Annotated in this window: 25 protein-coding genes and 1 other RNA gene; 13 read left to right on the forward strand and 13 right to left on the reverse strand. The window is 48.9% G+C overall.

Going from position 1 to position 23,828, the window contains the following annotated elements:
- Positions 1–82: 82 nt before the first annotated feature.
- Positions 83–634, reverse strand: coding sequence for a TlpA family protein disulfide reductase (locus tag AB4124_RS00680; protein WP_441970588.1), 552 nt, complete (start codon positions 632–634; stop codon positions 83–85).
- 290 nt (positions 635–924) lie between these two features.
- On the opposite strand from AB4124_RS00680, the gene AB4124_RS00685 reads away from it, so the two are divergent.
- On the forward strand, positions 925–1,452 hold the full coding sequence (locus AB4124_RS00685) for a M67 family metallopeptidase (RefSeq protein WP_441970590.1): 528 nt from the start codon (positions 925–927) through the stop codon (positions 1,450–1,452).
- A 36-nt stretch (positions 1,453–1,488) separates the two neighbouring features.
- Here the strand turns inward: AB4124_RS00685 and AB4124_RS00690 are convergent, their stop codons facing one another.
- Genes AB4124_RS00690 through AB4124_RS00700 form a run of 3 tightly spaced genes read right to left on the reverse strand, consistent with a single transcriptional unit; the run spans position 1,489 to position 4,793 of the window.
- Entirely contained in the window at positions 1,489–2,229 is a 741-nt protein-coding gene (locus tag AB4124_RS00690; protein ID WP_430132783.1) for a 3'-5' exonuclease, read from the reverse strand.
- Complete coding sequence (locus AB4124_RS00695) at positions 2,226–3,305, reverse strand: DUF294 nucleotidyltransferase-like domain-containing protein (protein WP_441970592.1); 1,080 nt, start codon at positions 3,303–3,305, stop codon at positions 2,226–2,228. Before AB4124_RS00695 ends, AB4124_RS00690 begins: the two co-directional genes overlap by 4 nt.
- Before the next feature lie 48 nt (positions 3,306–3,353).
- Positions 3,354–4,793 (reverse strand): ammonium transporter, encoded by a 1,440-nt coding sequence (locus tag AB4124_RS00700; protein WP_441970594.1) that lies wholly within the window; start codon positions 4,791–4,793, stop codon positions 3,354–3,356.
- A gap of 320 nt (positions 4,794–5,113) precedes the next feature.
- Here AB4124_RS00700 and AB4124_RS00705 point away from each other — a divergent pair, with 320 nt between their 5' ends.
- Together AB4124_RS00705 and AB4124_RS00710 are read left to right on the forward strand one after the other, a co-directional pair.
- The gene (locus AB4124_RS00705; protein ID WP_076325738.1) at positions 5,114–5,563 is read left to right on the forward strand and encodes a MerR family transcriptional regulator; all 450 of its coding nucleotides are present in this window, start codon (positions 5,114–5,116) and stop codon (positions 5,561–5,563) included.
- A 42-nt stretch (positions 5,564–5,605) separates the two neighbouring features.
- Positions 5,606–6,286 (forward strand): zinc metallopeptidase, encoded by a 681-nt coding sequence (locus AB4124_RS00710; RefSeq protein WP_076325737.1) that lies wholly within the window; start codon positions 5,606–5,608, stop codon positions 6,284–6,286.
- Between the two features lie 103 nt (positions 6,287–6,389).
- On the opposite strand, the gene AB4124_RS00715 is transcribed toward AB4124_RS00710, so the two are convergent.
- Together AB4124_RS00715 and AB4124_RS00720 are read right to left on the reverse strand one after the other, a co-directional pair.
- A complete protein-coding gene (locus AB4124_RS00715) occupies positions 6,390–7,325 on the reverse strand; it encodes a LysR family transcriptional regulator (protein ID WP_076325736.1) in 936 nt (311 codons plus the stop codon).
- Between the two features lie 91 nt (positions 7,326–7,416).
- A complete protein-coding gene (locus tag AB4124_RS00720; protein WP_076325735.1) occupies positions 7,417–8,031 on the reverse strand; it encodes a rhomboid family intramembrane serine protease in 615 nt (204 codons plus the stop codon).
- Between the two features lie 122 nt (positions 8,032–8,153).
- Here AB4124_RS00720 and tpx point away from each other — a divergent pair, with 122 nt between their 5' ends.
- Entirely contained in the window at positions 8,154–8,672 is a 519-nt protein-coding gene (gene tpx / locus AB4124_RS00725) for a thiol peroxidase (RefSeq protein WP_379414301.1), read from the forward strand.
- Between the two features lie 72 nt (positions 8,673–8,744).
- On the opposite strand, the gene AB4124_RS00730 is transcribed toward tpx, so the two are convergent.
- From AB4124_RS00730 to AB4124_RS00740, 3 genes are all read right to left on the reverse strand, one after another.
- Entirely contained in the window at positions 8,745–9,137 is a 393-nt protein-coding gene (locus AB4124_RS00730) for a DUF1499 domain-containing protein (RefSeq protein WP_006211699.1), read from the reverse strand.
- A gap of 144 nt (positions 9,138–9,281) precedes the next feature.
- Positions 9,282–9,473, reverse strand: a non-coding RNA gene (ssrS, locus tag AB4124_RS00735) — 6S RNA.
- Positions 9,474–9,516: 43 nt separating this feature from the next.
- The gene (locus tag AB4124_RS00740) at positions 9,517–10,320 is read right to left on the reverse strand and encodes a YesL family protein (RefSeq protein WP_076325733.1); all 804 of its coding nucleotides are present in this window, start codon (positions 10,318–10,320) and stop codon (positions 9,517–9,519) included.
- 188 nt (positions 10,321–10,508) lie between these two features.
- On the opposite strand from AB4124_RS00740, the gene AB4124_RS00745 reads away from it, so the two are divergent.
- Positions 10,509–10,610, forward strand: coding sequence for a sporulation protein YjcZ (locus AB4124_RS00745; protein WP_194543886.1), 102 nt, complete (start codon positions 10,509–10,511; stop codon positions 10,608–10,610).
- A 190-nt stretch (positions 10,611–10,800) separates the two neighbouring features.
- Here AB4124_RS00745 and AB4124_RS00750 read toward each other — a convergent pair whose 3' ends face one another.
- Entirely contained in the window at positions 10,801–12,408 is a 1,608-nt protein-coding gene (locus tag AB4124_RS00750) for a DEAD/DEAH box helicase (RefSeq protein ID WP_076325732.1), read from the reverse strand.
- Positions 12,409–12,694: 286 nt separating this feature from the next.
- On the opposite strand from AB4124_RS00750, the gene AB4124_RS00755 reads away from it, so the two are divergent.
- The 4 genes from AB4124_RS00755 to AB4124_RS00770 all read left to right on the forward strand — a co-directional run bounded on the left by AB4124_RS00755 (position 12,695) and on the right by AB4124_RS00770 (position 17,105).
- Positions 12,695–13,516 (forward strand): YitT family protein, encoded by an 822-nt coding sequence (locus AB4124_RS00755; RefSeq protein ID WP_213643867.1) that lies wholly within the window; start codon positions 12,695–12,697, stop codon positions 13,514–13,516.
- A 172-nt stretch (positions 13,517–13,688) separates the two neighbouring features.
- Positions 13,689–13,883 (forward strand): hypothetical protein, encoded by a 195-nt coding sequence (locus AB4124_RS00760; protein ID WP_076325730.1) that lies wholly within the window; start codon positions 13,689–13,691, stop codon positions 13,881–13,883.
- 386 nt (positions 13,884–14,269) lie between these two features.
- Entirely contained in the window at positions 14,270–15,457 is a 1,188-nt protein-coding gene (locus AB4124_RS00765; RefSeq protein ID WP_076325729.1) for a putative glycoside hydrolase, read from the forward strand.
- A gap of 271 nt (positions 15,458–15,728) precedes the next feature.
- Positions 15,729–17,105 (forward strand): MATE family efflux transporter, encoded by a 1,377-nt coding sequence (locus AB4124_RS00770; RefSeq protein WP_441970600.1) that lies wholly within the window; start codon positions 15,729–15,731, stop codon positions 17,103–17,105.
- 108 nt (positions 17,106–17,213) lie between these two features.
- Here AB4124_RS00770 and pfkA read toward each other — a convergent pair whose 3' ends face one another.
- Positions 17,214–18,185 carry a 6-phosphofructokinase gene (gene pfkA, locus AB4124_RS00775; protein WP_441970602.1) on the reverse strand — a complete coding sequence of 324 codons (972 nt, stop codon included), beginning with the start codon at positions 18,183–18,185 and terminating at the stop codon, positions 17,214–17,216.
- A gap of 25 nt (positions 18,186–18,210) precedes the next feature.
- Complete coding sequence (locus AB4124_RS00780; protein WP_076325726.1) at positions 18,211–19,290, reverse strand: tetraprenyl-beta-curcumene synthase family protein; 1,080 nt, start codon at positions 19,288–19,290, stop codon at positions 18,211–18,213.
- 243 nt (positions 19,291–19,533) lie between these two features.
- Here AB4124_RS00780 and AB4124_RS00785 point away from each other — a divergent pair, with 243 nt between their 5' ends.
- Positions 19,534–20,724, forward strand: coding sequence for an MFS transporter (locus AB4124_RS00785; protein WP_441970604.1), 1,191 nt, complete (start codon positions 19,534–19,536; stop codon positions 20,722–20,724).
- 194 nt (positions 20,725–20,918) lie between these two features.
- On the opposite strand, the gene AB4124_RS00790 is transcribed toward AB4124_RS00785, so the two are convergent.
- Positions 20,919–21,116, reverse strand: coding sequence for a cold shock domain-containing protein (locus AB4124_RS00790; protein WP_006211711.1), 198 nt, complete (start codon positions 21,114–21,116; stop codon positions 20,919–20,921).
- 195 nt (positions 21,117–21,311) lie between these two features.
- On the opposite strand from AB4124_RS00790, the gene AB4124_RS00795 reads away from it, so the two are divergent.
- The 3 genes from AB4124_RS00795 (at position 21,312) to pepF (ending at position 23,721) form a co-directional block, all read left to right on the forward strand.
- Positions 21,312–21,545, forward strand: a complete 234-nt coding sequence (locus AB4124_RS00795; RefSeq protein WP_076325724.1) for a hypothetical protein — start codon at positions 21,312–21,314, stop codon at positions 21,543–21,545.
- Between the two features lie 3 nt (positions 21,546–21,548).
- Positions 21,549–21,731, forward strand: coding sequence for a hypothetical protein (locus AB4124_RS00800; RefSeq protein ID WP_326092671.1), 183 nt, complete (start codon positions 21,549–21,551; stop codon positions 21,729–21,731).
- A 199-nt stretch (positions 21,732–21,930) separates the two neighbouring features.
- Positions 21,931–23,721, forward strand: a complete 1,791-nt coding sequence (pepF, locus tag AB4124_RS00805) for an oligoendopeptidase F (RefSeq protein WP_441970607.1) — start codon at positions 21,931–21,933, stop codon at positions 23,719–23,721.
- Positions 23,722–23,828: the final 107 nt, after the last annotated feature.

Genomic DNA, 23,828 nt, shown 5'->3' on the forward strand with positions numbered 1-23,828 from the left:
AAATATAAAAAGCGCGTATCCGCCATGTCATGAACATGGTGGCCGCGCTTTTTTGGTGTTTCCGCCGCCTTTCGCTTCACAGCTAATTCAACAGCTTGGTTACCTTCTTGCGAAGATCCTTGGGATCCGGAGCGCCCAGAATGATTTCCTGGATCACGCCGTTTCGATCAATCAGCACATTCGTTGGGAAGACCTGGCCTTTATACAACTCCTCGAACACTTCTCCTTTGGGATCGAGAAGGATCGGATACCGAAGTTCAAAATCCTTAACGAATTGACGCGCTTTCTTCTCATTGTCATACTTGGACACGTTCACGCCGTAGATTTCCAGCTCATCTGCATATTCCGCCGCCAACTTGTCGAGTTCCGGGGCTTCTTGCTTGCACGGTTCACACCATGATGCCCAAAAATTGACGACCATTGCTTTATCGCGCGCTCCGCCGCCGGCATAGATCTTGTCGTCCATCCCCTTCAAGGTGAAGGTGGGGGCAAGCAGTCCAGCCTTGGCGCCTGTCTCCGTCGGGAGCGGCTTCTCCTGCGTGAAGACAGCTTGAATGTTGTCGCCGGCTTGGTTATAGATTACAGCGCCTGCCGCAACAACAAGCAGGACGAGAATGATGATATTTCGCTTCATAGGTATAGGTTCCTTTGCTAAACTTAGTTATAGAGGTTGTTCAAAAAGTCCGCTTTTGATCACGAAGCGAATCAGGAAGCAGCTCGGCATCGAATCTTGAATTCAGCCGGGCCTTCCGGTGCTCACGTACCCAAAACGTACGCTCCGCTCCTCACTCCCTAGCTTCATCCAACCTTCTCGGTACTGAAAATCGACCTTTTTGAACACGCACTTATAGTCCCTATTGTACCCTGAAACCCTGATCTTTCAAACACGCGATCAACTTCAATTATAGCCCGGGAGGGAAAAAGATGAACCCGTCTGACATGGCCCTGGAGCAGCTTCTGCTGCACGCGGCAGTACAACAGCATATATCGGACTATACGTACGATTGTCTGCCAGAGGAAGCCTGTGGCGTCCTTATCGGGCACTCTAGCGCAATAAGCCGATCGGTAACTGTTACGCAATTTACCCCCGTAAAAAATACAGCGGAGTTTCCGCTGCATTCTTTTCATCTGGACCCTGTTCAATGGACCCGCTTGGTGTTAACTGAAAAAGGAATCATCGGTTTGTTTCACAGTCACCCGCACACATCCCCTGAGCCGTCCGGCGAGGATCTGCTGCAGCTCCCATCCTTCGGCGGATTGCTTCAGGTGTATGCCATCGGATCTCCTGCAGCTCCAAACGCTCCCGGCTTGAAACCATTACAGCTTCATGCCTACAAAATTATGCGGGAAAAAGAAACCGCCGAATTAGACAGCGATCTACCGTCAAATTCCTGGGTTCGTCCGGCAGCGGAGTTCTATTCGCTCACCCCGATTCCTTGCCAGATCAAATAGGGTAATAGGCTATTGCTGCATCCATCATGTTTGAGGTTATGCCTCGCTTAGATAGACATACAAATCTCCCAGGGTGATTGCATGGCCGCGCGCTTGAATTTCTTTCATATAATCCGCCCACAACCGGGCTGTCATGCGCGCGTCGGACAGAGCATGATGCCGGCCCTCCACCGGGATGCCGCTGCTCCGCAGCAGTTCATCCAGACTGTAGTCCTTCTGCTCAGGATATAATCTCTGTGCGAGCATCATCGTATCGAGGAGCCGATGGGTTAATCGGACCTTCGATGTCTTCCACAAGGCTGCGTTCAGGAATCCACGGTCATGCGCAGCGGCATGGGCAACAAGCACCCTGCCTCCGATAAATGCCATGAAATCATGCAGCCCCTCCATTAAAGGCGGGGCTGCATCAACCATATGCTGCGTAATTCCCGTCAGCTCAGCAATGAATGGAGGAACAGGAGCACCGCTGTTAACGATCATATGAAAGGTTTCGTTCTCGATCACTTGCTCGCCGATGACCTTGATTGCACCGAATGACAAAATTTCATCACCGTGCTGGTGATTGAACCCCGTCGACTCCAGATCAAATACGACAACCTCCAGCTCGTCCAGCGGGGTACCCAGAACCTCCGGCCTCCGGTTATCCTTCATCTGGGATCGGATGAAGGCCAGCTGCTGCGCTGTCTGCGCGCCGCGCATGGAGGCGATGGCGGAATTAAAGTCACCCAAACGGAGTGATCTCCAGAACCCACCGTTCGATTGTCCCGGTTCAGTCATGGGTTCCCCCTCTCCGCAAAACGGTGCTCTCGCTGCAATGACCGGTGTATCCGTCTGACCACACCAAGCGTATCGCGAAGCTCGTACTGCATGGTTTTGTTCTTGAGCTGCTCCTGCGGGATATACCCGCTGCTGATGATCAGCCCGTTCTCCAGCCTATGGGGCGTGTTATTTCTCAGCCGAAGCGCCGTCAAGAAAGCACGCTGCACGCTTTCCAGCAGGAGGTTGCCGCCCTCAAGCAGCATCACCTTCTCCATGCGCTTTTGCGTTGAGGTTTCGATGATGCCTCTTTGCAGCGCCATCGTGCGAATGCTGTTCACAAGCGGAATATAGACGCCATACTTCACGTCAAATTCACCGGCATGCTCACCAAACCGCTCCGTCACAATTCGTCCCATGACATTTAGCGTTGCCTTATGCTTGACCGTGTTTCGCAGCACGGCATTGCCGATGCTCGGGTGCAGTTCGACAGAGCTTCGGAAATGGTCAACCCATTCCTCCGATAGTTTGCCATCTCCTGCTACATGACGGAGATCCGAGGCGATGATGAAATTGCGAATCGGCTCCCACTGCTGGTCTTCACACCACTCGCTAATCTGATTTTTCCAATCGCCAAGCTTTTTGCTCCATAATGGTTCCGAACACATTACCTTTCCCGAACATTTGGGATAGCCTGCATCCTCCAGCAGATTCGCCAGCCGAAGGCCAAATTCCCGAAAAAAAGGGAGCTGATCCTCCTCCAGCTCATCACCAATGATCAGTCCATTGTCCTGATCACTCCACAACGTAGCTTCCTGCCTTCCGCTGCTGCCAAAAGCAACAAACGCATAACGCGCAGGAGGCCGGCCCAAGCCAGCCTCCCACATGTCCTGCTCACAGATTGCCGCGGCACGCTGTCCAATCAGATCGTGCATCGTATTGACGGATGCGATCCACTCTCTCAGCTTCATGTCATGACGCATCTCGATCAGATGGTTCTGACAAGCGATCCGTTCATCTCGTAATTGCTGGGCTGTTGCTGCTGTCTGAATTTCCGAGAATACCGGAAACAGATTGACGGATTTCAGAGGTTTCATGCCGCGGCCTCCTTATTGCATATTCATTAACCATTTCGAGTTTATTATTTATAATGCGGTGTCGCTTCCAGGTAACGCTTTGCCTCCGGAACGAAACTCAGGGGAGTTCCCTTCCGATTCCGCCAGAAGTTTCATTTGCTCCGGATATCCGTAAGTTCCGTGTTCACTGATATCAAGGCCCATCAATTCTTCTTCCTCCGTTACGCGAATACCCATCGTGACTTTCATGATATACAGAATGATGAAAGAGATCACGAGAACGAATGCAAACGTTCCGATCAGACCCAGAAGCTGAACGCCAAGCTGACCGAAGCCCCCGCCGTAGAACAAACCTTCTTTGCCTACGCCTGTAATTTCAACAAGTCTCGGTGCTGCGAACAAACCGGTGGATACGGCACCCCACATACCGGCAATACCATGTACGGAGAATGCATATACAGGATCATCAATGCCTTTGCGGTCAAACCACTGAGCCGTAAAGAAGGTAATCGTACCGGCTACTGCACCGATAACAACAGCCGCCCAAGGTTCCACGAATGCGCAAGCCCCTGTGATGGCAACAAATGCAGCGAGGATACCGTTCAGCATGCTGGGTATATCCGCTTTGCCCAGAACCGCCCAAGAGATCAGCAACGCTGCAAGCGCACCTGCCGCTGCTGCGATATTCGTATTTAAAGCCACGAACCCGAAGAAGCCGTCCGTGAGTGCGGAGATGGTGCTCCCCGGATTAAATCCGAACCAACCAATCCAGATGATGAACACGCCGAGTACCGATAATACCTGGTTGTGACCTGGGATGCTGTTAGGCTTCCCGTCCTTATTATATTTGCCAAGTCGGGGTTTCAGAAGAACGGTAGCCACCAGCGCCGCTGTAGCACCTGTCAAGTGAACGACCGTCGATCCGGCAAAGTCCTGCATACCCAGAGCCCCAAGCCAGCCGCCGCCCCACACCCAGTGAGCAACAATCGGGTAAATCACGATGGTGAACAGCAATCCGAACACGATATAAACGCTAAGCTTCGCACGTTCGGCCATACCGCCGCAAGCGATAGCCAAGGAGACGGCTGCAAAGGATAAATGGAACAGAAACATAATGGTCGTTGGCACATCGTAAGTGGACAAGGAATCAAATGAGCCTGATGCATTGTCACCGCTTAAGAAAAAACCTTCAAATCCGAAAAAGCTGTTCCCGTTACCAAATGCCAGGCCAAATCCTAGCGCCCAGAAGGCCACGATTGAAATGCCGAAGGTCAGGAATGTTTTACCGGCAACGTGGCCTGCATTCTTCATACGAACCGATCCGGCTTCCAGCAGTGCGAACCCTGCTTGCATGAAGAATACGAGCAATGCTGCCAAGAATACGAACACGGAGTTCAAACCAGCCGTTAATTCAACATTTGTGGCTCCTCCATCAGCGGCGAACGCGCTCGCCGGGAATGCAAGCAATGCGATTGCTCCCGCCATTAAACCTAGCCATCTTTTGTTCATGTTTTACACTCCCCTTAATGTTAACTAATATAACATAAACTTGAATTCATATTGTCATTATAGGGGGGTAAATGAATATCTGCAACGGTTTTTTTTATGATAAACACCATATGTGTAATATAATCTAACATTAAATGCATTCAGTGCAAATCGTCTAACATTTATGTAGAGTTAAAAAAGACGACTAAACATCCATGTTTTTTTGTCACAACTATGACGTTTGACTGTATGGTTCATGATCATGTATCATATTTCTATTAAAATGAAAATATAAATGCATTCATTAATGTCCAATTCAATGAAAGCTTGTGAGGTGATGAATGATGGGGATCACGAGAGGAAACCTTTTCCGGATCGGTGAGCTGGCCAAGGTTGCTGGAATCAGCGAAAGAACCATTGACTATTATACGAAGCTGGGTTTAATCTCCCCTGAGAAACGGACGTTAAAAAATTACCGGTTGTACAGTTCTGAAACCTTAAGCACTCTCGAACGTATTAATCAGTTAAAGCAAGAGAAATATACTCTCGATGAGATTAAGGAGAGACTGGATCGCTGGAAGTCGGTACCTGATGATTCCGAAATGACGGAGAAGCTAACCAAGCTCGAAATACAGATGAGACAGCTGGAACGGGATGTGAAGGAACTCAACCCGCTTCTGCGTGAATTAAAACCAAGTCAAGCCCGGGAAGTACTTGCTAACATCCTTCCTAAAGGAGCTGCCTGTATCGAGTCGATTCAAATTTTGTTAAACCAGTTCACTTCGATGTAATGGTGAAGAACCAAACGACAACTTTGTATGGGGGTATGATATATGTATTCTGACTGGATGTTCATTCTCATTATTATCGCTTTTATATTCTCGCTCTGGGCTCAGTTCCGGGTCAAAGGCACATTTAATAAATGGGCCAAGGTTGAGAACAGCACAGGCATGACCGGATACGATGCAGCCCGGCACATGCTGGATGCGAGCGGTCTCCACGATGTTCCGATTGAACCGGTGCCAGGCACACTCTCCGACCACTATGATCCGACTAAGCGCGTTGTGCGTTTGTCCGAGCCCGTTTATTATGAACGTTCCATCTCGGCTGTCTCTGTTGCTTGTCACGAGGTCGGCCATGCGATCCAGCATGCGGAACACTATCCGATGCTTGTCGCCCGGCACAAGATGTTCCCTGTCGTAAATTTCGCATCGGGTATCGCTCCGTTTCTCTTGATTGCGGGATTCCTGTTCCAAGCCATGAATCTGGTCGGTCTCGGCATTCTCTTCTTCTCTTGCGCCGTTGCCTTCCAGCTTGTCACCCTGCCGGTCGAGTTTAACGCAAGTAATCGTGCCCGTCAGCTGATGGTTCAAGAAGGCTATATCGCCAATGACGAAGAGCGCGGAGTGGCTAAAGTATTGAACGCCGCAGCTCTGACCTATGTCGCTGCCGCCTTGATCTCTCTGCTCGAGCTGATCCGTTATATCATGATCTTTACAAGCAACCGGGAATAATTTAATAAAGCGTAACAACAAAGGGCTTTCCTCTCTACCATGGTTTGGCGGAGAAGGAAAGCCCTCTTTTTGTATTAGGTTATTCTTGATGAATGAAGCCAGGTTAGGGAGTTGTTGTGGAATCCGCTTTCCCTTCCTTTTTCGGTGACGGATCAATACCAAAATATTGAAGCAGAAACGCACGGAAGGCTTGCGCAACCGGTGGCAGCTTCTCGTCCGCGCGGTGAATCAGACCGATGGAACGCGTTACCTTCGGCTCCGAGATCCGGACGCGTGCCGGCTGCAGCGGATTCGTCTGGAATAGCGCCATTTCAGGAAGCAAGCTGACCCCCATACCGGCCGCAACCAGCCCGCGGATCGTATCCGTTTCCTCGCCTTCAAAAGCAATTTTCGGCGTGAACCCGGCTTCCAGGCAGGCATGCCACACAATCGGACGCAAGGAGTAGCCTTTGCTGAACAGCACAAAACGCTCCTCTTTCAACTGCTCCAGCTTGATGGACTGCTCCCCCGCAAGCGGGTGATTCGGCGGCAGGATCGCAAACAACTCCTCTGTCAAGACGATATCTCCGTCCACTTGATCATGACGATCCGGAAACGGCGACACAAATGCCAAATCCACTTCAGCCCCAACCACGTCCCGGATCAAAGTCGGGAACATCCCCTGCTTGAACCGGAACTTCACGTTCGGGTATTTCTTCCGGAATTCAGCCACAATGGACGGAATCAAATGGATGCCCAGGCTGTGTGGGAATCCGATGCGGATCTCCCCCTGCTCCGGGTCCAGAAATTCATGTATCTCGACGACCGCACGGTCCAAGTCCTTCATGATGCTCTCCACCCGTTTGCAAAAAAGCTGACCTACCGGGGTTAACTGCAGATTCCGGCCTTTTTGCATGAACAAATTAACACCAAGCTCTTCTTCCAACTGATGTATTTGACGGCTGACGGCTGACTGAGCCACATGAAGTTCTTCTGCCGCTTGGGTAACGTGTTCCTTTTGCGCAACCTTTACAAAGTATTGCAACTGTCGTAATTCCACGCCTTTTATCGCTCCATTCTTATTCCCTAGAAGACTTGAAGACTTTATCAAATCATCCAATTCTATTATAACAGACCCCTCTAAGGTCCGATTATGTTCGACGTTTAAATAATCGAATCATGAGACCGTAGAGGAAAAATCCGCCTACCAATCCGCCGACATGCGCTACAAGGCTGACCCCTGGGGTAAACGAGAACAGAATCCCCAAAATAAGCAGGGTGAACAGCGTCTTGCGGGACGACTCATCAATGACATGCCGTTGGAACAGGGCGATGTACAGATAAGCGCCATAAGCTCCGTAAATGGCTCCTGATGCGCCTACAAGGAAGGTATAACTCTCCATGCGCTCATAATAAGCCAAACCGATTACATTACCGAGAACACCGCTGAGCAGATACAGAATGGCAAACTTCCAGCTCCCCATGATTCTCTCCAGCGGGGGAACAAAAACCAGCAGTGCGAAGCTGTTGAATAATAAATGATCAAATCCATTATGCAGGAACATCGCCGTAAAGTATCTCCATGTTTGGTCAACGAATTGCGGCAAATCCGATAAAGCTCCATATTTCAGCAGCGTAACCGGATTTCTGGAACCGCCGTCAAAGGAAGTGATCGCAAACATCACCAGGTTGATCACGAGCAGCAGCGATGTAACGGGATAATAACGCAAATAACTTTTCCAATTTTCATAACGTACGAATATCATAGCATCCTCCTCATCCTAAATCAGGCCAGGGATGCCCCTTAGTGGACATTCCCTTTTTAAAAAGATTATAATGTACCATGAACCTGATCACCAAACTTTGATATCCAAGGAGGAGATTTCTCATGGCTCAAGAACGTTCAGGAGCTGCCACTTTCAAAGGCAATCCTATTACACTCATCGGACCACAGCTCAAGGCTGGTGATGCCGCGCCGGATTTTACAGTGAGCAAAAACCTGCTCGAAGACGCATCTCTTAAGGATTATGCCGGTAAAATCAAGCTAATCAGTGTCGTTCCTTCCCTCGACACCGGGGTATGCGACGCACAGACTCGCCGTTTCAATGAAGAAGCCGCCGGTCTAGGCGATGATGTGGTGATCCTTACGGTCAGTGCCGACCTTCCGTTCGCCCAAGCTCGCTGGTGCGGAGCTGCAGGCGTTGACCGGGTCATTACGCTGTCCGACTATAAATCGCGTTCTTTCGGTGAAGCGTATGGCGTGCTCATCAAGGAATTCCAGCTCGACATGCGTTCGATCTTCGTCGTGGATACTAACGATACCATCACCTATGTAGAATACCTTGGTGAGATGACGGAGCACCCGAATTACGAAGCCGCGATCGATGCAGTAAAATCTTTGCGGTAACACGCCAAAGGCTACATACACTGCACACTTTTAAAAAGCGGGAGAGCAGCTCTCCCGCTTTTTCTTATTCTACTAAGCATCCACTTTATACTTGCTCAGTTTCTTATCCAGAACTGCGTACAGGTTCAAGATAACCCGATAGTTCGCTCCCAGATCCCCTAGAGAACCGCGGGACGCCGAATACATATCAACTGCGCTGCGAACCGGACTGATGCCAAGCACGGATACGGTAATGTCCAGTGTACGTCCAAACGAGGTTCTTTTCTCGAGCGTAATTTCTCCCACGGATTTAACCTCATGCAGAACTTTGTAACCCGGAATTTTTTTTAGTGTCGAGGAAACCTCTTCAAAACACTTTTCTTTTGAAAGATTGTAATAACGCGTCTTCAGCTTGGGATCTTTAGCACGGTCGCTTGTGCCGTCATAGCTGCGCACGATACCAATTAGAACTCGTTTTAATGACAAAGACCGTTCCTCCTTTATAAATGACCGTTCCATCCATATTCTAGTTTAACATTGTTTATGCTTTCAGCAAACCTTTATATATAGCAAAAAGGCACCTCTTTCACTTCAAATTCGAAATGAAAGAGGTGCCCATTCATTGGTTTAACGAAACCCGCCTATGCCGTCCGGTAAACATTGTCTTCGAACCTGCATTAGCAGGTGGGTGACCGCAGAACCGCTTATGAATTCCCCTTGTCATATAGACAGGGCATTTCAGCCACGATTACGTATAGATCTCCCTAGACATCGTCATTGGTTCAAAACAACGGAAAACCGAAACGAACATCGCAGGATGTAGTCTTATTATAGGGGGTTTTGCCGGAAAAGTAAACCTAGCATATTAAGGTTTCGATCCATTATCTCCCTTTTGGGCAGCATCCATGCTTTCCAGAAGAGCTTGTTCGGTTTCAGACTCCTCTTCCTCGGCTTTCTTCATCTTCTCCTGCTGTTCCTGCATTTTGGTAAAGGTAGCATAGAAGTTAAAGAACGCGAACAATGCCATGAGGCAGAACAGGAAGAACACGAACAGCACCGGCATCTGCGTGCCGATATATGCCAAGACAGCGCTTCCGATCAACGTCGAAAATACCCGGAACGGGCGAATCAATGTCAGCAGCACCGCATTTTTCAACAGCTGCATCGTTTTCATCTCATAATGGACAGTCATGGAGAAGAAATTAAACAGGGAAACAAACAGCACGATAAGCAGCACGAGCATCACAATGCCGACAAGTTGGAAACCATCAAGCTGCGTCATATAAACCGTGTAATCCACATACATAATCACGAACAGCAGCGTATAAAAAATGCCGCCGATCATGCTCTGCTTGTAATTTTCCTTATAACCCTTAAAGAACGTTTTGAATACGGACACATCCGGATTGCCCATGACCCACTTACGTACAACGGTAAATAAAGCCGCCGTAGCCGGAAACAGAACAAACGGTGATAATATTCCGAGAACCCAGTTGGACAGCAGCTGCTCATTGTGCGCATCCGGTGTCTGAACGGCCATCAGGAATTTAGTTAGAACAATAAACAGGAAAGGCGATGTACAAATAACCCACAAGATGTTCGAAAAAGCAATACGGGTAATCCACTCGGTGAGCTTGTATAAGCCACCCATGGCTCCTTTCATTTCCAAATCCGTTTCCTCCTCACTCAAATCATGCATGTATCTATTAATATACCTTATTTTGTACATGCATTGCCAGAGCCTAATTTATGCGCACCTGGGTGAATGTCCAATCCAGCGCCATCGTTTTTCCATACGATATCTCGTAATCCGTTCAACAAGCTTGAATTTCCAAATTAAAAGAGGAGGGATTATGTATGTCTTGTGAAGGTGGCGGTTACGGCTACGGATCAAATGTCGGTATTGTCTTGGTTCTGTTCATTCTCCTTGTAATTATTCTCAGCACATTCTATATCTAATGACTCCTTGAATCATTCAGTGAAACAGATCAGCTGTTATTGATCTAAAACTGCAAGTTTAAAGGGGATGCACCCTGGGTGCATCCCCTTTAAACATAAACAAAAGACGAAGCGCGGCTCCACTTAGCGTGGGCAGCTCCTTCGTCTTTTAAGTTTGGTTTCATCAGTCAGAAGAAATTACGCGTAAATACTATTCGTCTCCGCTCCGGTTAGGACGACGTTCGCCGCCGCTGTAGGAACGCGGTTTACGGTCACCGCTATTGTTGCGGTCACGGTTGTAGCCACCGCCATCGCGGTTGCCATAACTGCTGCCGCCGCCATCACGGTTGTATCCGCCTTTGGAGTAGCCGCCACGGTTACCACCGCTACCGCTGCCGCTTCCGCCATCACGGCGATATCCACCGCCGCTGCTGCGGCCACCATAGCCACCGCTTGGCTTACGACCATTGCGAATGTCCGGCTTCCGGCGTTTTGCACGGATCGGATCTTCAGGCGTAAGATGAATATCGGATGCTTCCTTCTTGTCGCCTGTCAGGATTTTCATTGCAGCTGCCAGCAACTGTACGGAATCGTACTGCTCCAGCAATTGAATCGCGAGACCTTTGTATTCGGTCAATTCACCTTGGTCAATGATTTCAAGCACACGCTCAGCGATGATACGTTGTTTGCCTTCAATCGCTTCGGCAATCGTTGGCAACGGCTTGCGTGGAATTCGGTGACGAGTCACACGCTCGATGAAATACAGATGATCCATTTCACGCGGCGTCACGAAGGACCAAGCCGTACCTTCCTTACCAGCGCGGCCTGTACGTCCGATACGGTGTACATAGCTTTCCGGATCTTGCGGCAAGTCAAAGTTTACAACATGGGTAACGCCCGATACGTCGAGACCGCGTGCTGCCACATCGGTTGCCACGAGGACATCGATGCTTCCGTCACGGAATTTACGCATAACGGTATCCCGTTGGTGCTGGGACAGGTCACCATGAAGGCCATCTGCCGAGTATCCACGTTTTTGCAATGCTTCTGCCAATTCGTCAACACGACGCTTGGTACGTCCGAAGACAATCGCAAGCTCAGGTGACTCCATATCCAGAAGGCGGCTCAAGGCTTCGAATTTTTGACGCTCAGGAACTTCGATATATGCTTGATCGATCAGAGGTGCACTAACGTGCTTAGGAATAACGGATACATGCTCAGGTTCTTTAAGGAACTGGGATGCCAGCTTCTGAATGTTAGCCGGCATAGTTGCGGAGAACAGCAAGGTTTGACGCTCTTCAGGAACAAGCTTAAGGATCGACTGGATGTCTTCCATGAAGCCCATGTCCAGCATTTCATCCGCTTCATCCAATACAACGGTTTGGACATCATCAAGTCGGATGGTTTTTCTGTTGATGTGGTCAAGTAGTCGACCTGGTGTGCCGATAATAATTTGAGGCTTCTTTTTCAAAGCGCGAATCTGACGCCCGATATCTTGTCCACCATAAATAGCCAAGGAACGGATTCCTTTAAAACGGGACAGTTTACCGATTTCTTCAGCAACCTGGATGGCAAGTTCACGGGTTGGTGTCATAATGAGAGCGACGATACGCTCCTCTTCCTTGGCGATCTTGTGAATAAGAGGAAGGCCGAATGCTGCTGTCTTACCCGTACCCGTCTGTGCTTGTCCAATCATATCCTTGCCGGTAAGAGCAATCGGAATCGATTGGGATTGGATCGGTGTGGCTTCCTCAAAGCCAAGTTCAGTAATTGCTTGCAGCACGCGCGGCTCCAAGCCAAAATCTGCGAAATTTTTCAATAGGTTCATACTCCTTCTATCTGTGGACTTCCACTTTCTTCTCTGTATTCTTAAGTAGCGGTAACGTTTATAGGCTTTCCCGGCCAGCAGGATTTTCTGCACGAGGTGAACCGGTATATTTCTCTTATCACCAGTATGTTGACTGGATAATGTATAATCATCCTGATAAGCTTGCAAAGTTATCAATGTAACGGACTACTCAAGAATATCCAATACATTATATCACAAAACATTTCTGGAATACCAGCAAGCTTAAAGAAGTCATAATAACCGGGAGGTGATTCCTATGTTGAAGCGTCTATGGACCTATTTCGCGATCGTATTCGGCGGCATCATTATCGCCGGCGGATTTAATTTATTTCTGATTCCCCATCATCTGCTTAGCGGTGGCGTTTCCGGCGTGGCTCTGATTATCGGCTATTTCACGCCGCTAAATATCAGCATCATGTATTTTGTGCTTAATATCCCGATTCTTATAACCGGTTGGTTCAAGCTTGGCAAAAGATTCGTTGGTCTCAGCGTGATCTCGGTTATTGTTACTACCCTGTTCCTTGAGCTCATTCCAGTTACTCCGGTTGCAACCGATATGCTGCTCTCCTCCGTTTTCGGCGGCGTGCTTGTCGGATTCGGCACCGGCCTCTCCTTTCGGGTTGGCGGTTCTACCGGGGGCTTTGATATCATCGGCTCCCTCGTTACGAAATATCGGGACTTCCCCGTTGGAAGTGTACTCGTGACGCTGAACGCCATCGTCATTATGGCGGTTGCTTATTTGGAAGACGACTGGAATCTGGCCCTCGCCTCGATGGCTTCCATCTATGTTGCCGGAAAAATGGTGGATATGCTCCACGTCAGCCATATCAAGGTTACCGTCTTTATTGTCACGAACCAGACGGAAGCCCTGCTGGAGAAACTGCTCAAGCGCCCCCGCGGCATAACCAAGATCAAAACCGAGGGAGCCTTCAGTCATAAAGAAAAGGATATGCTTATGACCGTCACGACGCGATATGAGCTGGCTGAGCTAAAACAAATTATTACAGAAACAGACCCTCTGGCCTTTGTTAATATCGTGGAAACCACGGCTGTCATGGGTCAATTCCGCAAGAACTAAATATTTACCACCTGTGAGGGGGTGGTAAATATGTGGTATAATATTTGTGCGCGGTTCCTACAATATTCATGAGATCTGTTTCCCGGGCATCGCTTTGGCCCAATTTTAATTGTTTTTCCGTTTTACAAAAGAACGTCCTGCCTAACCAATTTGGAAGGAAAGGGTGATTTTTATGGAAATGGAAACGGTAAAATTGTCACAAATCGTCATGAAGTGGTTCCCGGAAATGATACCGTTCTTTAGACAGAAGGAACTAAATTCCATGATCGTTCTAAGGGACGGGCTGAGTATTCTGGAGCAGGAGGATGCTCTTGAAATCATTCAGTTCAGCATTTGCGAGCATCAGAATCAAACGCCGCTTCATTAATTTTAATGCAACACGTGAATATCGCACGACAAGTGCCGTTATTCACCGGTAAAATTCACCGGTGAATAACGGCATTTTTTTATGGAGAAATGTAAATTCTATAAGCACGTCTTTCCCCACCATGCAGATAAAGCTGTAAGTAAACGCTATCACCTTCTTATGCTCATTATTTCCGATGCTTGTCACTCCCCATGTTCACAAGTTGTTCACGGCCAGCGCCGAGAAATGTCGATATTTAGCGTTTAAAACGCCCTTTACCCGTTTAATGAACTAGGTACGCTCACCCCCGTTTCCAATTTATTGTCGATTGTAACAATCCTGTTCTTTTTGAAGGCATCCGTTCCTTTATAATCATGATGTGAATGTACACAAGGGAGAGAGTAATTATGAATATCATCTTGGCTTTATTCATCTTAGCGTCCGCGGGCTTCGGCGGTTCCAGTCCGCAAGATAACAGCCTTACCGCCAAACTTCAGGCTTCATTAAATACCGCTATGATTCAGGGCATGCACCAAAACAACAACCAAGGTCAGGGCCACAGCGGCATCAAATCAAACACAACAGAGATCGATCCGCAGATTGAAGCGCCTAAAGTCAAGGGCATTTATGTAACGGCTTATAGCGCAGGCGGCTCCAGAATGAATCAACTCGTAGATCTTATGGACAAGACCGATCTCAATGCCATGGTCATTGACATCAAGGACGATGAAGGATACATAACGTACAAAACCGAGAATCCGAAGCTGAAGGAACTCGGTAAATCTCAGCCTTTTATCAAAGACATCAAGCAATTGATGAAGCGGCTGGAGAAACACGATATTTATCCGATCGCCAGAATTGTCGTGTTCAAGGACACGATTCTTGCCAAGAAAAACCCGGAGCTTTCCTTCCGTAAAGGAGACGGCAGCGTCTGGACCAATGGCGGGGGCGACAGCTTCGTGAACCCGTACAGTAAAGAGGTTTGGGATTACAACATCGAAATCGCCAAGGAAGCTGCAAAACTTGGATTCAAGGAAATCCAGTTTGATTATGTCCGTTTTCCGGAGGGCTTCGAGAAACGCGCCGATTCCCTGAAATATACCAAGACGGATCAATCGCGCGTGGACGTGGTATCCGACTTTGTACAATATGCCCGGGAAGAACTAGCACCGCTCGGCATACGCGTATCCGTTGACATCTTCGGGTATGCTGCTTCGGTACCCGCGGCAGAAGGGATCGGCCAAGACTTCGTCAAAATTTCCAAGAACGTCGACATCATCAGTCCGATGGTTTACCCTAGCCATTACACGGCAGGCTGGTTCGGCTCTCCTGTACCGGATAAGGCTCCTTACCAGACCATCAAAGGCTCCATGGAAGCTACCCACAAAAAGCTGGATGAGCTGGGGGATCAAAAACCGATCATTCGGCCTTGGATTCAGGACTTTACTGCGAGTTGGCTCGGAAGCGGAAATTATGCCAAGTACGGCAAAAAGGAAATCGAGGAGCAGATTCGCGCCCTCAAAGATACAAACGTCGATGAGTATTTACTCTGGAATGCTTCCAACCGTTATACGGAAGGCGTCACTCATAAATAATTCAATTATCAGTCGCAAAGGGTCGGCCAACAACAGGGCCGGCCCTTTCTGCGTTCAAACCGTTCGGTGAACTCTCTTGACAGCAGATGCTATGATGATGGATAGGACTGGTTTCACCCCTCCAATCTTTGAAATTGACGTACTCCAATTCAACCGCTGGTTGAGTTCTGGCTCGCCGCTCAATAAGCCAGTTATTGTTCCCAGCCATAGCAGGACCCTACAATATGGGGACAGCGTCATAAAAACTACAATAAGAAAGGCACAAACGCACATGCAACCGACCACAACAACACGGGGAAAACTGAAGCAATTCGCGATCATTCTGATCCCCATTCTGATTACGCAGCTAGCCTTATCGGCCATTACTTTTTTTGACACCAACATGTCCGGAAAATTCAGCTCGGCCGACTTGGCAGGCGTAGCTATCGCTACAAGCATTTGGATCCCGGTCCAAACCGGCCTTAGCGGAATTCTAATGGGGATAACCCCCATCGTTTCGCAGCTCGTTGGCGGGCGACAGGAAAATAAAGTCGCTTACCAAGTGAACCAGGCGCTCTGGCTGTCCATCTTACTCGCCATCGTCGTACTTGCGATCGGGTATGCCGTTGTACCGGGCATTCTCGGAGCCATGAGCCTGGAGCCGGAAGTTCGGCGGATTGCATCCCAGTTTCTCGCCGCCATATCGATTGGCATCATCCCGCTGTTCGCATATACCGTGCTCCGCAGCTTTATCGATGCCCTTGGGCAAACTAAAATTTCCATGGTGATCACGCTGATTACCCTGCCGGTGAACGTAGGCTTGAACGCTCTCTTCATTTATGGATTCTGGGGCTTTCCAAGAATGGGAGGCGTAGGTGCCGGCATCGCTTCCGCGATTACATACTGGACCGTTCTCATCATCACGATCGTAATCATCCATAAAAATCAGCCCTTCTCTTCATTCAGCATCTTCAGGCAGCTTCAAGGTGTTTCCTTGAGCGCATGGAAAAGCCTGTTAAACATCGGCGTGCCGATCGGGTTCTCCATCTTCCTCGAGACCGCCGTCTTCGCAGCGGTGACGCTGCTTATGAGCAGCTTTGATACGGCGACCATTGCCGCACACCAAGCGGCCCTGAATTTCGCTACGACACTGTATATGCTTCCATTAAGCATATGCATGAGTCTGACGATCCTGGTTGGCTTCGAGGCCGGCTCTGGACGCATGAAGGATGCCTGGAAGTACGCTAAACTTGGCATTAGCACAGCCGTTATCCTATCGCTGATCACGGCTGTCATCCTATTTATGGCCGGCAGACAGGTCGCCGGATTATATTCTAACGAGCCTGCAGTCGTGGCGCTGATCCAGCAGTTCCTGCTGTTCGCGATTTTCTTCCAGATCTCGGACGCGATCGCCACGCCGACTCAAGGGGCGCTGCGAGGCTATAAAGACGTGAATGTCGCTTTCATGCTCGCTTTTCTGTCTTTCTGGGTCATTGGCCTGCCTGTAGGATATGTGCTCGCCAACTACACCGATTGGGAAGCCTTCGGCTACTGGATCGGATTAATCACAGGCCTTGCCGTCGGCGCTGCCCTGATGCTTATGCGTCTGGTCAAAGTTCAACACAAGTACACACGACAGGTAGATGCTTCATCTCGATCCGTATCCTAAACGTCTATCGACGTACCTTCTTAAAAAAAGACCGCCTCCATGCAGAATGCGTTCTGCAATGAGAGACGGTCTTTTTGCTTATCATCAAAAATTAGGCAGCAGCCTAATTTATTGGGACAATCGCAATGCCAAATCGTAAAGCTCACGGTTAAATTCTTTCTTCGTGTTAACGACCTTGTCAATATTCGTGAGGACCAGCTCGCCCTTGATGATGCCGCATCCTTTATCGGATTGGCCGTCAATCAGACTGCGAACCGCAAAATCGCCAAGACGGCTGGCCAGGTTGCGGTCAAACGGAGTCGGAGCTCCACCGCGCTGAATATGTCCAAGCACCGTTACTCGTGCATCGATTGAGGCATGGCACTCTTTAAGATCACATACGATGTCCTCGCCGCGTCCAACGCCTTCCGCTACGATGATGATACTGTGGCGTTTGCCTTTTGCAAAATTCTCGCGCAAGCGGGTTGCCACTTCATCAAGGTTATACTCTACTTCCGGCACCAGAATGGTCTCTGCGCCTGATGCAAGACCTGCATGGAGCGCAATGTCGCCGCAGTGGCGTCCCATAACCTCTACAACGGACGAGCGAGCATGGGAAGACATTGTGTCGCGCAGTTTATTAACGGCGTCTACAACGACGCTAACGGCTGTATCAAAGCCGATCGTATAATCGGTAAATGAAATATCGTTATCAATCGTTCCTGGAAGGCCCATCGTTTTGATTCCGAGTTTACTGAGCTTGTTCGCCCCATGGTAAGAGCCGTCTCCTCCGATAACGACCAGTCCGTCGATGCCATGCTGATTTAGAATGTCGGCACCCTTCTGCTGCCCTTCCGCCGTCTTGAATTCTTCACAGCGGGCGGAACGAAGGATTGTGCCTCCACGCTGGATGATATCCCCTACGCTGCGAAGATCCATTTTAATAATATCGTTCTCGAGAAGTCCTTGGTAACCGCGCTGAATCCCATATACTTCAAGACCATAATACATACCGCTGCGTACAACGGCGCGAAGCGCTGCGTTCATCCCTTGGGAATCGCCACCACTTGTAAGAACTGCAATTTTTTTAACCTCTGCCATGTTTCGTTTCCTCCTTCAATGTCACTCATGCTTTATGCTTACGAATCCATCGGCTGTTGACGTAGAAAAAGATCCGGGTCATCGGACTCTTCTTCATCAAGCGTTTGGATACGGAGCGAACCAGCTGCTGCTCGCTGACTTTTGGATCGGATAAATATAACGCCAGTAACCCCTCAATGATCATACGATGAAAAGGGGTCGAGGGAATTGTTCTGACATCCTTCCGGGCCCACTCAACTATGGAAGCTATACGGTTCAGCATCGTATCGGCATCTTCGTAATAATTACAAAAGTTCAGATCGCCACCCAGCCTGTCTTCGTCTTGATCAATAAGATAATCCAGCATAATGTGGAGACTGCATACATTCGGAAAATAAGACGCATGAATGGACGATGCATCCTCGTCATCCAGAAACGGATCAGTTGCAGCCAAGAATAGCATGAACACACCCAAGGTTGATCCCGTTGCAGCCGCAAACTCGTTCCACCGCAGATGCGGTGTCCGATGAGCATGCTGGGACCACCATTCAAGCAACGCCGCTTCTCTCTTATCCGGATGGATGTGCTTGTGTACCTGCAAATCGGTATACAGCCCAGCCAAATCCCTTATGTAGGGCTTTGCCGCTTCATATCCTGATAATTGACCGATGCAATCCCGGCATTTCTGCACAAGACGGAGAAGGTAACCTCCATCCTCCCTTTCGGTCCGGAGAGCGTAATAATCGGCCGGCTCAGTCTCAGGCGTAACGGCATCCAACATCGACTGATGGAGCTGTCTGAAATCCGCTGGATCCAGCGAAGTACTACGGTCACATAAATTATCGAGATAATCGCTAATTGTCTGGTAAGCTACAATCAATGGAATGAGAATATGCTTCTCCGGCAGATTGGCTGCGGCATACACCGCTCCGCCCTGGCAGTGAAATCTTTTGTTATCTATACTGGCCAGTGCCTGCTTTCGTAGCTCCTCATCCGGAATTTGCTCAGCCTCCCGGCGCCACTTCTCCAATTCGATCCGCACTTCCGGAAGTATGAATTTATACACCCGGCTCATCAGCCCAACCGGACTGCGCGGAACTTTGCGGCTTAGCTCTTGATTATTCAATGAACTCTGCCTCCACATGGTTGTCTTTTTATACCTATCCAAATCAAACCTATTATAATATGATCGTTCATTTTGCACAAATAACACAAATCATTGACGGCGTACGGTAGTTGGACGCGTCATATAATCCATCTATCTCCATTATGCGATATGTTATATACTAGTCGGAGCTGAATAACAGACCATGAACCTCATAAATAGCGTTATCTATACGGGCTCATGAAAAGAACGGAGATCCCCAGCATGAAACTTCCCGCTACGCCCAGACCGGATCAGAATTGGCTGCGCGCCTTTATGTTTACGATTTTTGGCACGACAGCCCTCGTCATTTCCTATTTCCCGCTATATTTCAAAGAAATCGGCTTCAGCAGCGCGCAGATCGGTTATCTGTATGCCATCGGCCCGCTTATATCCATGTTCTCCAATATGATTTGGAGTTACACCAGCGACAAATACCGGACTATCAAACGTATTATGAACATTCTGATTATCGGACAGCTCGTCACGATGCTTGTGTTGTGGCAGGTTGCAAGCTTCGGCGTTGTATTGTTCACGATCAGTCTGTTTTATTTTTTCTACTATCCGGTCTATCCCCTGGCGGATACGATGGCCATCCAAACGGCACAGAGGTACGGACGCAGCTTTACCGTCATTCGCGTATTCGGCTCACTCGGCTATGCGTTCTTCGCGCTTGCCATTGGATATGCCATCGGTGCTGCAGGCGCATCGGTCACACTGGTGATCGGCATTGGAATCGGCGTGTTCACACTGCTCTGCTCGTTTCTTCTCCGCGACGGAGTTGCTGTCAAGTCAGAGCCTGTTGAGCTGGGAGCCCTCCTCAAAATATTGCGTTCCAAAGAAATATTGTGGTTCTTCGGCTGCACGTTCTGCCTTGCCATCGCCCACCGTATGAATGAAGCCTTTCTTACGCTTACCTTATCCGAGCTCGGTGCGGGCGAAGGACTCATCGGCTGGTCCTTAATGGTCTCGGCTGGCAGCGAGATCCCGATTTTCTTCCTGCTGAGCAAGTATGGCGACAAGATAAAGGAGCTGCCGCTGCTGACCTTTGCAAGCCTAATGTTTGCGCTCCGTTTCCTGCTCATGGCCCTGGCAGCTGATCCGTTGTCCGTGCTCGCGGTTCAGTCGCTTCACAGCATTACTTTCGGCGTGTTCTATGTAACCGCCGTGCGTTATATTACAAGGATCATTCCTTGGCAGTACCGCGCGACCGGCATGGCTCTATTCATTATCTTCTGGTCAAGCGTTTCAGGACTTCTCAGCGGAGCCTTCGGCGGTTTGCTGTTCGAAGCGGCAGGAAGACCGGCCTTCTACCAGCTTGCAGCCCTCCTGGCCTTAATCGCTGGTCTCGGGTTTCTTTACCGGCACCTCTTTGCCAAGCCGGAGGATATGAATGTCGGCGGAATCAGCGCTTAGAGGATCCGCTTGGATATCCCTCTCTTGCTCCAAAACAATAAAGGCAAGTACGGACCAAAAATCATCCGTACTTGCCTTTGCTTTCTAATGACACTGGCTTGACCCATCAGAATACAAAAAAGCACAGTTCTCAAAACCGAGAACTGTGCTTCATGCCTTGGTAATTCTATAAGATCTCCGTATTAGGAGCTAACTTACAGTTTTGTTACGTTGGCTGCTTGAGGACCACGGTTACCTTCAGTGATGTCGAACTCAACCGCTTGACCTTCTTCCAAACTCTTGAAGCCTTCTTCTTGAATTGCGGAGAAGTGTACGAATACATCCTCGCCACCTTCAACGGAAATGAAGCCGTAACCTTTTTCTGCGTTAAACCATTTAACTGTACCTTTCAAATGAACAACCTCCTAAAAATACCGCCATCTATGGCGAATATCCATATTATATCCCATGTTTTCTGACAATGCAATCCGTCAATTCGCCCTAAGGGGCTTTTTTTGAACCACTATTTAACAGAAGATTATTTGCTTTTACGCCCACGAGTGCGTTATCATTTACCCAAAAGCCTAAGTAGCAAACGGAGAATGCATATGATCAAAAAACATGAAATATACAAAAAAGACAAGTGGAACATGATGACGGTTGAAGTTCAGGGCCGGTACATTGTTCTACGCGAAATTTCTGACCAGTGGGGCGAAGAGACCCATACCTTTATGAGTCGGCCAGCCTTGATGCACTGGGCTCAAAACCGTTTCCCCAAAGCAGATTTTGAAGGCCGGGAAGATGAGTGGAGAGAAATGATGGCTGCTTTTAAGCAGGTGTAGAGCATGGATTATACAAATATTGTCATCTTCATTATTCTCGCGTTCAGTCTCGGTGCCGTCATGATCATGTACCGGGATAAGATACCGCCAAGACTGAGGAAGGGGATGGCCCTGATTGCCGTCGCCTTCATCTTGTTTGCCTTTTACCTTATTGTATACAGTTTCTTGAATCTAGGTTCCTCGTAAATTTATAGGATGAAATTGGCGGGTACGCGGCATACTATCGCTCGGATGCTTCAATTCGAGGAGGTATTATGCCATGAGAGGCGCCAAGGTGCTCAGCATGACAATTGCAATCTGCCTGATCGCTCTAACTACCCGCAACGAAGTCTTATCTGAAGGAACCCGGACTCCAACTAATACATATCATTCAAGGAGGATTTCCATGGAACAATTGTTAAAACGCGCTGATGTCCCTAAAGAGCATCAATGGAAGCTTGAAGATTTATTCGCTGACCAGAAGGCATGGGATACGAGCTTTGCGGAGCTGAAGAATCTTCTGAAACGCACAGCCGATTATCAAGGCAAGTTAACCAACGCGGCTTCCATCAAGGAATGCTTCGAGCTTGAAGACGAAATCTCATATCATGCCGAACGTTTATATGTTTATGCTCATATGCATCATGATGAGGATACAGCAAACCCTACATATCAGGCGCTATCTGCCAAAGCCAAAAAATTGAATGTCGAAGCCGGAGAAGCCCTCTCTTTCATCACGCCGGAAATTCTGTCCTTGTCCGAAGCGGAGCTTGACAAACTCATTGAAGACCCTTCCCTCAAGGAATTCAAATTTACGCTGTCCGAGATGAAACGGGAGAAAGCGCATGTTCTGTCCAAGACCGAAGAAGCGCTGCTGGCTCAAGTCGGCAACCTCTCCTCTGCGCCGCAGACCATTTTCGGCATGCTTAACAATGCGGATATGAAATTCCCGAAAATCAAAAACGAGGACGGCAAGGAAGTCGAGCTCACGCACGGCAACTATATTCAATTCTTGGAGAGCCCGAACCGCGAAGTTCGCGAGCGTGCTTTCAAAGCCGTATACGAAACCTATGGCAAGCAGAAAAACACGATTGCGGCTACGCTGAATGCCAATGTAAACAAAAATATGTTCTATTCCCGCGTACGCAAGTACCCTTCCGTTCTGGAAATGGCGCTCTATGGCGATAACATTCCGAAAGAAGTCTACACCAACCTGATCGACACCATTCACGAGAGCCTGCCGCTCCTCCACCGGTACATGGAGCTCCGCAAGAAGCTGCTGGGCGTGGATGAGCTTCACATGTACGATTTGTTCGCACCGCTCGTAGAAGAGTACAAGTGGGACATCACTTACGAAGAAGCAAAACAAATGACCAAGGAAGGCCTCACGCCGCTTGGTGAAGATTATCTCAGCAGCCTGCAAGCCGGATATGACAACGGCTGGATCGATGTATATGAGAATGAGAACAAACGGACTGGCGCATACAGCTGGGGCGCTTACGGCACCCATCCTTATGTGCTGCTGAATCATAAAGATAACCTGAACAGCATGTTTACCCTTGCTCATGAGATGGGTCATGCGCTTCACTCTTACTATTCCGACAACGCCCTGAAATACCGTGATGCCCAGTACACCATCTTCCTGGCTGAAGTGGCATCCACTACGAACGAAGCGTTGTTGATGGATTACTTGCTGAAAAACGCCAAAGATCCGAAGCAAAAAATGTACCTGCTCACCTACTATGCCGATCAATTCCGGACCACGGTATTCCGTCAAACGATGTTTGCCGAGTTCGAGAAGATTGTGCACGAACGCGCGGAGAGCGGCGAATCCCTGACACCTCAAGACCTATCCGACATCTACTATGAGCTGAACGTGAAATATCACGGCAAGGGCATGCAGGTGGATAAGGAGATCGGCATGGAATGGGCACGGATTCCTCATTTCTACAACAGCTTCTATGTGTACAAATACGCCACTGGCTTCTCGGCTGCGACCAGCTTCTCCAAGCAAATCCTTGAAGAAGGCCAGCCTGCCGTTGACCGCTACCTCGGCTTCCTGAAGAGTGGCGGCAGCGATTACTCCATTAACATTCTCAAGAAGGCCGGCGTGGATATGTCCTCACCAGAGCCGATTCGTGAGGCGATGAGCGTGTTTGAAGACATCATCAGCCAAATGGAGCAATTGACGAAATAAACAGCCTCTATAGCAGGATGAGCGATTCTTAAATTGACCAGTGGAATAAAATCCCTTGCCCTTTACAGGCAAGGGATTTTATACTGTTTGGAGGAAGGAGGTGTTCC

The sequence above is a fragment of the Paenibacillus sp. 2KB_20 genome, assembly GCF_052115765.1.
GTDB lineage: Bacteria > Bacillota > Bacilli > Paenibacillales > Paenibacillaceae > Paenibacillus_AQ.